Raw genomic sequence first — 8,097 nt, 5'->3', positions numbered from 1 at the left:
CTGGTCGATGCTGTTCGACCTGCGCATCCTGTTTCTGACGCCGGTCCGCCTGCTCAATACGGAAAACGCCTATTGAGCGCGGTCGCGCATGAACTGCCGGCGGCCGCGGTCAACCAGTTGCCGCCCCAGGCGGTCAACCAGTTGCCGCCCCAGGCGGTCAACCAGTTGCCGCCCCAGGCGGTCAACGCCAAGCTGATCGCGCTGATTTCGTCGGCGGCGATAGGCATTGGCATCCTGCTTTCCGGCTTCGTCATCAGCGAGCCCGCGCCTTACGAGCTCTACATGGCCGGGCTGATCGCGGTGTGGGCGCTGTTCGGCCTGAAAATATCGCGGGCGATATTGCCGCTCTTGGTGCTGCTGGTGGCGATGAACATCGGCGGCATGATCGCGATGACGCAGATGACGGAGCTCGCCAGCACGCCGCTCTATCTCGCCGTCTCGCTGTTTCTCGCCTTCAGCGCGGTGTTCTTCGCCTCGGTGACGTCGACGCAGCCCGGCCTCTACCGGCTGATCTTCATCGCCTATGTGGTGTCGGCGGTGGCGACTTCCCTGCTCGGCATCGCCGGCTATTTCCACGCCTTCCCGGGCGCGGAAATGTTCACCAAATACGACCGCGCCGCAGGCGCCTTCCAGGATCCGAACGTGTTCGGCCCGTTCCTGGTGCTGCCCGGCACCTATCTGCTCTATCTGCTCTTGACCGGTCCGGTGTCGCGCATGCCGCTGCTGGCGGTGCCGCTGCTGATCATCACCGCCGGAATCTTCTTCTCCTTCTCGCGCGGCGCCTGGGGCATGTTCGCGGTGTCGGCGGTGCTGCTTACCGGCTGCCTCTTCCTGCAGAGCGCCAGCGGCATGTTCCGGCTGAGGGTCGTGGTGATGACGATCGCCGCGGTCGCCCTGCTGGTCATCGCCGTCCTCGTCATCCTCCAACTGCCCGGCGTGTCGGACATGTTCACCCAGCGCGCGCAGCTCGAGCAGAGCTATGATACCGCCCGCCTCGGCCGCTTCGCCCGCTACGCGATCGGCTTCCAGTTGGCGCTGGAGCACCCGTTCGGCATCGGCCCGCTGGTGTTCGGCACGATCTATGGCGAGGACACGCACGACATCTGGCTGAAGGCGCTGATGGACTATAGCTGGCTGGGCTTCGTCTCGTTCCTGACGCTGACCTTGTGGACGATCGCCGCCGGCTTCCGCATCCTGCTGCGCGACCGGCCCTGGCAGTCCTACCTGCTTTGCGCCTATGTCGCCTATCTCGGCAATATCGGGCTCGGCACCTTCATCGACATCGACCACTGGCGCCATCTCTATCTGCTGCTCGGCCTGATCTGGGGTGCGATCGCGCTGGAGTACCGGCATCAGAAGCAATTGCGGCTGGTAAGGTCGGTGCAGGTGGCTGCAATTTCATCGGTAAGATAACCGCCGAATTCGGTTGACCCGCACCGGGTTATCACGATACATCGCCACCCGGTCCGGAGTGTAGCGCAGCCCGGTAGCGCACTTGACTGGGGGTCAAGGGGTCGTCGGTTCGAATCCGGCCACTCCGACCATTTTAAGCCTCGAGACTTGGCCCCCCAAAATCCTTCCTCACCAATCGCCTACTGGCACACATCGACCCAATCGGCGCCGGCCAGCTCGGCCATCCTTTGCGGTGCGATGCGCACGGCGGCGTTGGTGGCGCCGGCGGCGGGGACGACCTCGTCGAAGGCTCTGAGCGTCACGTCGCAATAGACCGGCAGCAGCTCCGGCAGGCCGAAGGGGCAGACGCCGCCCGGCGGGTGGCTGGTCGCCTCCAGAACCTGTTCGCCGTCGAGCATGCGCGGCTTGCCGCCAAGGGTGTCCTTGCACTTGCGGTTGTCGAGCCTGGCGGTGCCGCTGGTCACGACCAGCATGGTCTGATCACCGACGCGCAGGCAGATGGTCTTGGCGATTTGCGCCGGCATCACGCCATGCGCCTCCGCCGCCAACGCCACCGTCGCCGAGCTTGCTTCGGTGACCAGGACCTCGATGTCGGGCGCATGTTCGGCAAAGAAGGCGCGGACCGATTCCAAGCTCATGAGCGAACCTCGTCAGACGTGATGGAGGCGCTGCCGAATCGCAGCGCCGACAGTGATTGCCACACGGTGTCCCGGCTGTTGGCAAGGGCCGGGGACTGTGCGTCGACGGCGCAAAAAAGCCCGCCAGGCGGGGCCGTGGCGGGCTTTTCATGTGGACGCTTGGGCGCCCTTATTGTCGTGTAGGCCGGCTCTCCGGGGCCGGCACCGTGATCAATTCCTCTTCCGGCATCTGCAGCGCGGAAGCGATACGCCTGAGCTTGGCGGGATCGGCGTCCTTGCCGTCCTCGATGTCGACGATCTCGCCTACGGCAAGGCCGCAGGTCAAGGAGAGCTCCTCGATCGTATATCCCCTCGTTTCGCGCGCGGCTTTCAGCGGATTGAGGCCGGACGCGGCAATGATGTTGTTCGAAACAGCATTTCGTGCGGTGTTGGGCATGGCAACTCCTTGGGATGAAACAAAACTGATGAAATGTGGCGTTGCCTGAGACGGGCGGGAGAATGGCCGTTAACAGGTGATTTGCCAAGAGGGACCGTTGCGGCCGTCACGCCATCGTGAAGCGGGTGTTCCCGGTCGGAGGCCGCTGGCCTCCAACATGTAAGGTGGCGCGACGCGCAATCAAGTTCTTTTGAAGCGCCGAAAGTCGATCTCGCCGGCATTTTGCCTGCTCCAATTCGTTAGGGTTCTATCACTGATCGACGGCGGGCGGCGTCAAAACCCTTTTTGAAGGATCGGATGCCATGAAACTGAAGCTATTCGCGATCGTGCTCGGCACGATTTCAGGCCTTGCGAGCGCGGCGCAGGCCGACACGGTACGCGTGCGCGGCACGGTGGTCGACCTCGCCGGAACAGCGCTGACGGTGAAAGCCCGCGACGACAAGACCGATACGGTCACCCTTTCCCCCGATTGGATGATCTCCGGCGTCGCCAAGGCATCGGCCTCCGACATCAAGCAGGGCGATTTCCTCGGCATCGCATCGGTATCCAAGGCCGAGGGCGGCAGCGGCGCGCTGGAGGTCGTGATCTTCCCCGCCGCGCTGAAGGGCACCGGTGAAGGCGACCGCGATTGGGATTTGCAACCCAACAGCCGGATGACCAACGGCACGGTCGCCGACGTGGCCGAGATAAACGGCCGGACCGTGACGCTCACCTACAGCAATGGCCAAAAGAAGCAGATCGCGATTCCGCAATCGACGCCGATCGTGACCTTCGCGACCGCCAGGCCGGCGGACCTCAAGCCGGGTGTCGCGGTATTCGTCTCCGCCGAACGCGGCGGCGACGGAAAGCTGGTTTCGCGCCGGGTCGTGGTCGGGAATCACGGCATCGCCCCGCCGATGTGATGCGAAGAAGCTGGCGTGTCGGCCAGCGTGTTCCAAAAGATCATGATGCCGCGGGGTGCTCTGCGCGTCCGAAAGGGCGCGCAGCGCATCGGGTTTAGCCGGAAACAATCCAGAAACAAAAATCTATAGTCCGGAAAAATTGTCGAAAAAATTCAGGAGGATAGTCCCGATCGCGAGGCTTGGGTCACCGATTTGGTGCGGTGATTTCCGGAACGCCCGCGTAAAAAGGAAACGAAGTCATGAAGAAGTCCCTCCTCTCCGCGCTCGGGCTGGCCCTGGCCCTGGCGTTCACGATGCCGATCCTTGGCGCGACCAGAGCCGATGCCGCTCCGGTGAAGAAGCATCACCATCATCATCGTCATCACTACAAGCATCACCGCACGCACCACCATCATCGTCACCACCATAAGAAGGTGGTTGCGAAGAAGGCCTGATCCTCCCCTCCTGCCGATGGGAAGGCCGGCCTTCGCTCGTTGACCGGGTGCGGTCTTCCCATCGGATTTGCGCTTTGCGGGGCATGCTTGCTTTGAGCACCTATAGCCCCTGATGGAAAGCGCCGCCGAGCTCGACCCTCTTATTTGCAGTCCCGGGCCTCTTGCCCGCACCGGTATGTGCCGCAATTCCGACGGGTCCAGGCGCAGCCGGATGGAGCCCTACGCCGGGGGTGCCGCTGGCCAGACCATGTCTCAGGCCGCAAGCGAAATCGACGCCTGACACCTTCCAAAGCGATGCCCACATATGCCCGGCGATAAAATCGCATGGGACATGAACCTTCCCCATTGGATGCCGCACCAAGCGGTCATGGACGCCACGAAGGCGCTCCTCAACCCAACCGGGACGCCAGGAACGCGATCCCGACAACCAATGGAAGGAAATGCTCAAATGACCGACTTCAAGCGTATCTCGCTCGCCGCCGCCCTCGTCGTCTCGGCTTTCGGCTCGACCTCGGCGCCGGCCTTCGCCGGCACGCATCCCACCGGCGACGGCGGCGCGGTCTGCAAGGGCTCGGGCTCCTGTCTGGTGCTGCAGATCGACTGCAAGGGCACCTACACCGACGCCACCGACAAGAACGGCACCGTTTACGGCAAGTGCAGCCAGGTCATGAAGGTCGATCCGAAGACCCGGCTCAAGCTCGCGAACTGATCGAGGCCAGAGCCTATTCCATCCCGATGAAATCGGGATGGGGCTCTATCTCTCTGTTTGAGCATGATCTTTTCCGGAAACCGGATTCCACTTTTCGGGATCATGCTCCGTGGCACGGAAATGGCGGCCGTCGCGAACGGCCGCCATTTCTGTTGTTGGCAACCCCGGAGAAAGTCAACGCCGGCTGATGAGGAGGCCGGCCAGCAGCCCGACCAGGACCAGCCCTACCGCTGCCGCTGTGGCCGGATGGTTGCGCGCGGTGCGCTCCAGCGCCCTGCCCCTGCGCCGGATTGCCGGCAATGCCTCATGGAGACGATCGGCAAGCTGCGAATAATAGTCGGACGTCGCCTCGCGGCCGTCCTCGTAATAGGCGTCGCCGCGTTTGGCCAAGGCTTTCCTGAGATCGTCGAGTTCATGCGAGAGCGCCGCAAACTGCTTGTCCAGATCATGATCTGTCGCGAACAACGCCATACCTCTGTCCTTCTCTTCCCAGAGAAGGCCTAAACGCATGGGCGCAACGGCAGTTCCGGCTTTCAGAGACGCTGACAGCTCAAGTCCGCAAGGACCGGCAACGGAAGCTCAACGCACCTGGTCGAGCAGGCGCTTGCACTCCAGGAGGTCGAAGAGCGCCTCCTGCAGCAAAGCCCGGTTGTCGCGCGACAGTTTCGAGGAGTCCGACTGTACCGGACCTTCGTCGTCGCCCTTGCCGAGGCCGAAGAAGCGGCGGCTGGGCTTCACCTTGGGCTGGCCGACAAGCGCATCCTCGTCGCCGCGCGGCTGGGCGGCCGCAGTCAGCGGCACCTGCTCGGCCTGCCGGCGTTGCGCGATCGCCTCGACGGCGGCCATGTCGCCATTGCCGATGGCGACCAGGAAATGGTTGCCGTTCTCGCGCAAAAGCTTCTGCACGCCTTTGATCGTGTAGCCCTGATCGTAGAGCATATGCCTTATGCCCTTGATCAGCTCGACATCCTGCGGCCGGTAATAACGGCGGCCGCCACCACGCTTCATCGGCTTGATCTGGTTGAAACGCGTTTCCCAGAAACGCAGCACATGCTGCGGCAGGTCGAGATCTTCCGCGACTTCGCTGATGGTGCGGAACGCATCGGGGCTTTTGTCCATGGGCGAATCCTCACGCTGGACGGCGATTCGGGACCTATGCCGAATCGGGCCTTATTTCAGCGATTTATGAAACGATATTCAAGCCCGACGTCAAAGCGGTCGACGGTTTTCAACCATATTTGCCGGCGCGCTATTTGCCGCCCTTGGCCTTGCTGTTCTGGTGCGAGCGCAGGATGCGGTTCTTCAGCACGTTCGACGATTTGAAGGTCATCACCCGGCGGGGCAGAATCGGCACTTCTTCGCCGGTCTTCGGGTTGCGGCCGATACGCTCATTCTTGGAGCGAACATGGAACGTTGCAAAAGACGACAGCTTCACCGTCTCGCCGCGAACGATGGCTTCGCAAATTTCATCCAGAACGGCCTCGACGAGCTCGGCCGATTCAGTTCGCGACAAACCAACCTTGCGATAAACGGCTTCGGCAAGGTCGGCACGCGTAAGTGTCTTTCCCCCCATGCAACCGTCCCATCAGCTCAAAAAAACGTAAATCGATACAGCCAGCGGCAGAGCCTAAGTAATTGATCCGTCAAGGTCAAGGACCGAACCCACGCGTTCGGCACTTACCAGCGGAGCAATACCGCGCCCCAGGTGAAACCTCCGCCCATCGCCTCGAGGAGGACAAGGTCGCCCTTCTTGATGCGGCCGTCGGCGACGGCGACCGACAAGGCGAGCGGCACGGAGGCAGCCGAGGTGTTACCGTGCAAATCGACGGTGACCACCACTTTTTGTTCGGCTATCCCGAGCTTCCTGGCGGAAGCGTCAATGATCCGTTTATTGGCCTGATGCGGCACGAACCAGTCGAGGTCTTGCGCCGTGATGCCGGCCTCGGCGAAGGTCGCCTCGATGACATCGGTGATCATGCCGACCGCGTGCTTGAATACCTCGCGGCCTTCCATCCTGAGATGGCCGACCGTGCCCGTGGTCGATGGGCCGCCATCGACGAAGAGTTTGTCCTTATGGACGCCATCCGAGCGCAGGCTTGCAGCCAGCACGCCGCGATCGGCGATGCTGCCCTCCCCCTCCGCTGCCTCGAGCACCACCGCTCCGGCGCCGTCGCCGAAGAGCACGCAGGTCGAGCGGTCGTTCCAATCGAGGATGCGCGAAAAGGTTTCCGAGCCGATGACCAGCACACGTTTCGCGAGGCCGCCGCGGATATAGAGGTCGGCGGTGGCGACAGCATAGACGAAACCGGAGCACACGGCCTGCATGTCGAAGGCAAAGCCGTGATGCATGCCGAGCCGGTTCTGGATCTCGACGGCGGTCGCGGGGAAAGTGTTGTTGGGCGTCGATGTCGCCAGCACGATCAGGTCGATATCGGCCGGCGTCAAACCGGCGCTGTCGAGCGCGGCGCGCGCAGCCGCCTCGCCCAGCGAAGCCGTCGTCTCGTCATCGGCCGCGACATGGCGCTGGCGGATGCCGGTGCGCTGGACGATCCACTCATCGGAGGTCTCGACCATGCCTTCGAAGTCGGCATTCTTCATGATGCGGCGGGGCAGCGCGGCACCGTTGCCGCGCACGACTGATCTGATCAAGGTTCGTTCCTATTCCTCGGCGTCGACGGCGACACCGGATTTCCTGTTTGCCTGGGCATTCGGATTGCGCGCATGGAACAGATCGAGATCGGCCTCGATCCGGTCAAGCAGATTGTTGCGCACCATATCGTAGCCGAGCTCGATCGCCGCCGCGAAGCCGTCCGAATCGGCGCCGCCGTGGCTCTTCACGACGATACCGTTCAAGCCCAGGAAGACGCCGCCATTGGAGCGGCCGACATCCATCTTCTCGCGCAGCCGGTCGAAGGCGCCCTTGGCGAAGACATAACCGATCCTGGCCATCAGCGTGCGGCCCATGGCGGCGCGGAGGTAGCCCGCGATCTGCCTTGCCGTACCCTCCGCGGTCTTGAGCGCGATGTTGCCGGCAAAGCCCTCGGTGACGACCACGTCGGCCGTGCCCTTGCCGATATCGTCGCCCTCGACGAAGCCGCGATAGTTCATCGAGGCCATGTTGGCCTCGCGCAGCATGCGTCCCGCCTCCTTGACCTCCTCCTGGCCCTTGATCTCCTCGACGCCGACATTGAGCAGGCCGACGCTCGGCCGCTCGATGCCGAAGACCGAACGCGCCATGCCGGTTCCCAGGATGGCGAAATCGACGAGCTGATGCGCGTCCGCGCCAATGGTGGCGCCGACATCGAGCACCACGCTCTCGCCGCGCGTCGTCGGCCAAAGCGCAGCGATCGCCGGGCGGTCGATGGTGGCCATGGTGCGCAGGCAGAATTTCGACATCGCCATCAGCGCGCCGGTATTGCCGGCCGAGATGCAGGCCTGCGCGGCGCCATTCTTCACCGCCTCGACCGCCTTCCACATCGATGATTTCCAGCGGCCATAGCGCAGCGCCTGGCTCGGCTTGTCGTCCATCCTCACCGCGATCTCGCAATGGACGAACTCGCTGACC

The 8,097-nt window shown here is 63.1% G+C and carries 11 protein-coding genes and 1 tRNA gene; 5 read left to right on the top strand and 7 right to left on the bottom strand.

The features are described 5' to 3' along the window. Nucleotides 1–165: 165 nt before the first annotated feature. Together EOA38_RS21150 and EOA38_RS21145 are read left to right on the top strand one after the other, a co-directional pair. Entirely contained in the window at nt 166–1,413 is a 1,248-nt protein-coding gene (locus EOA38_RS21150) for an O-antigen ligase family protein (RefSeq protein ID WP_127300145.1), read from the top strand. Nucleotides 1,414–1,467: 54 nt separating this feature from the next. Next, nucleotides 1,468–1,544, top strand: a tRNA-Pro gene (locus tag EOA38_RS21145). A 48-nt stretch (nt 1,545–1,592) separates the two neighbouring features. On the opposite strand, the gene EOA38_RS21140 is transcribed toward EOA38_RS21145, so the two are convergent. Then, nucleotides 1,593–2,051, bottom strand: coding sequence for a YbaK/EbsC family protein (locus tag EOA38_RS21140; RefSeq protein ID WP_127300144.1), 459 nt, complete (start codon nt 2,049–2,051; stop codon nt 1,593–1,595). 169 nt (nt 2,052–2,220) lie between these two features. Further along, complete coding sequence (locus EOA38_RS21135; protein WP_127300143.1) at nt 2,221–2,487, bottom strand: helix-turn-helix transcriptional regulator; 267 nt, start codon at nt 2,485–2,487, stop codon at nt 2,221–2,223. Between the two features lie 302 nt (nt 2,488–2,789). On the opposite strand from EOA38_RS21135, the gene EOA38_RS21130 reads away from it, so the two are divergent. The 3 genes from EOA38_RS21130 to EOA38_RS21120 all read left to right on the top strand — a co-directional run bounded on the left by EOA38_RS21130 (nt 2,790) and on the right by EOA38_RS21120 (nt 4,532). After that, the gene (locus EOA38_RS21130; RefSeq protein ID WP_127300142.1) at nt 2,790–3,389 is read left to right on the top strand and encodes a hypothetical protein; all 600 of its coding nucleotides are present in this window, start codon (nt 2,790–2,792) and stop codon (nt 3,387–3,389) included. Between the two features lie 239 nt (nt 3,390–3,628). Next, the gene (locus EOA38_RS21125; protein ID WP_127300141.1) at nt 3,629–3,823 is read left to right on the top strand and encodes a hypothetical protein; all 195 of its coding nucleotides are present in this window, start codon (nt 3,629–3,631) and stop codon (nt 3,821–3,823) included. Between the two features lie 448 nt (nt 3,824–4,271). Beyond that, entirely contained in the window at nt 4,272–4,532 is a 261-nt protein-coding gene (locus EOA38_RS21120) for a hypothetical protein (RefSeq protein ID WP_126094217.1), read from the top strand. 174 nt (nt 4,533–4,706) lie between these two features. Here the strand turns inward: EOA38_RS21120 and EOA38_RS21115 are convergent, their stop codons facing one another. From EOA38_RS21115 to plsX, 5 genes are all read right to left on the bottom strand, one after another. Continuing rightward, nucleotides 4,707–5,003: a DUF883 family protein gene (locus EOA38_RS21115; protein ID WP_127300140.1), complete on the bottom strand. Its 297-nt coding sequence runs from the start codon at nt 5,001–5,003 to the stop codon at nt 4,707–4,709. Nucleotides 5,004–5,111: 108 nt separating this feature from the next. Continuing rightward, nucleotides 5,112–5,651, bottom strand: a complete 540-nt coding sequence (locus EOA38_RS21110; RefSeq protein WP_127300139.1) for a MerR family transcriptional regulator — start codon at nt 5,649–5,651, stop codon at nt 5,112–5,114. 130 nt (nt 5,652–5,781) lie between these two features. Beyond that, nucleotides 5,782–6,105, bottom strand: a complete 324-nt coding sequence (locus EOA38_RS21105) for an integration host factor subunit alpha (RefSeq protein WP_010915609.1) — start codon at nt 6,103–6,105, stop codon at nt 5,782–5,784. A gap of 104 nt (nt 6,106–6,209) precedes the next feature. Continuing rightward, entirely contained in the window at nt 6,210–7,181 is a 972-nt protein-coding gene (locus tag EOA38_RS21100; protein WP_127300138.1) for a beta-ketoacyl-ACP synthase III, read from the bottom strand. A gap of 9 nt (nt 7,182–7,190) precedes the next feature. After that, on the bottom strand, nt 7,191–8,097 hold a 907-nt coding region (gene plsX / locus EOA38_RS21095; protein WP_127300137.1), incomplete at its 5' end, for a phosphate acyltransferase PlsX.

The organism is Mesorhizobium sp. M1E.F.Ca.ET.041.01.1.1 (assembly GCF_003997355.1).
GTDB lineage: Bacteria > Pseudomonadota > Alphaproteobacteria > Rhizobiales > Rhizobiaceae > Mesorhizobium.
This window is presented reverse-complemented; position numbering and strand designations above follow the sequence as displayed.

Coding starts and splice junctions, on each gene's coding strand:
- EOA38_RS21125 (WP_127300141.1), top strand. CDS start 3,629: ATGAAGAAGTCCCTCCTCTCCGCGCTCGGGCTGGCCCTGGCCCTGGCG.
- EOA38_RS21105 (WP_010915609.1), bottom strand. CDS start 6,105: ATGGGGGGAAAGACACTTACGCGTGCCGACCTTGCCGAAGCCGTTTAT.
- EOA38_RS21130 (WP_127300142.1), top strand. CDS start 2,790: ATGAAACTGAAGCTATTCGCGATCGTGCTCGGCACGATTTCAGGCCTT.
- EOA38_RS21140 (WP_127300144.1), bottom strand. CDS start 2,051: ATGAGCTTGGAATCGGTCCGCGCCTTCTTTGCCGAACATGCGCCCGAC.
- EOA38_RS21135 (WP_127300143.1), bottom strand. CDS start 2,487: ATGCCCAACACCGCACGAAATGCTGTTTCGAACAACATCATTGCCGCG.
- EOA38_RS21110 (WP_127300139.1), bottom strand. CDS start 5,651: ATGGACAAAAGCCCCGATGCGTTCCGCACCATCAGCGAAGTCGCGGAA.
- EOA38_RS21115 (WP_127300140.1), bottom strand. CDS start 5,003: ATGGCGTTGTTCGCGACAGATCATGATCTGGACAAGCAGTTTGCGGCG.
- EOA38_RS21120 (WP_126094217.1), top strand. CDS start 4,272: ATGACCGACTTCAAGCGTATCTCGCTCGCCGCCGCCCTCGTCGTCTCG.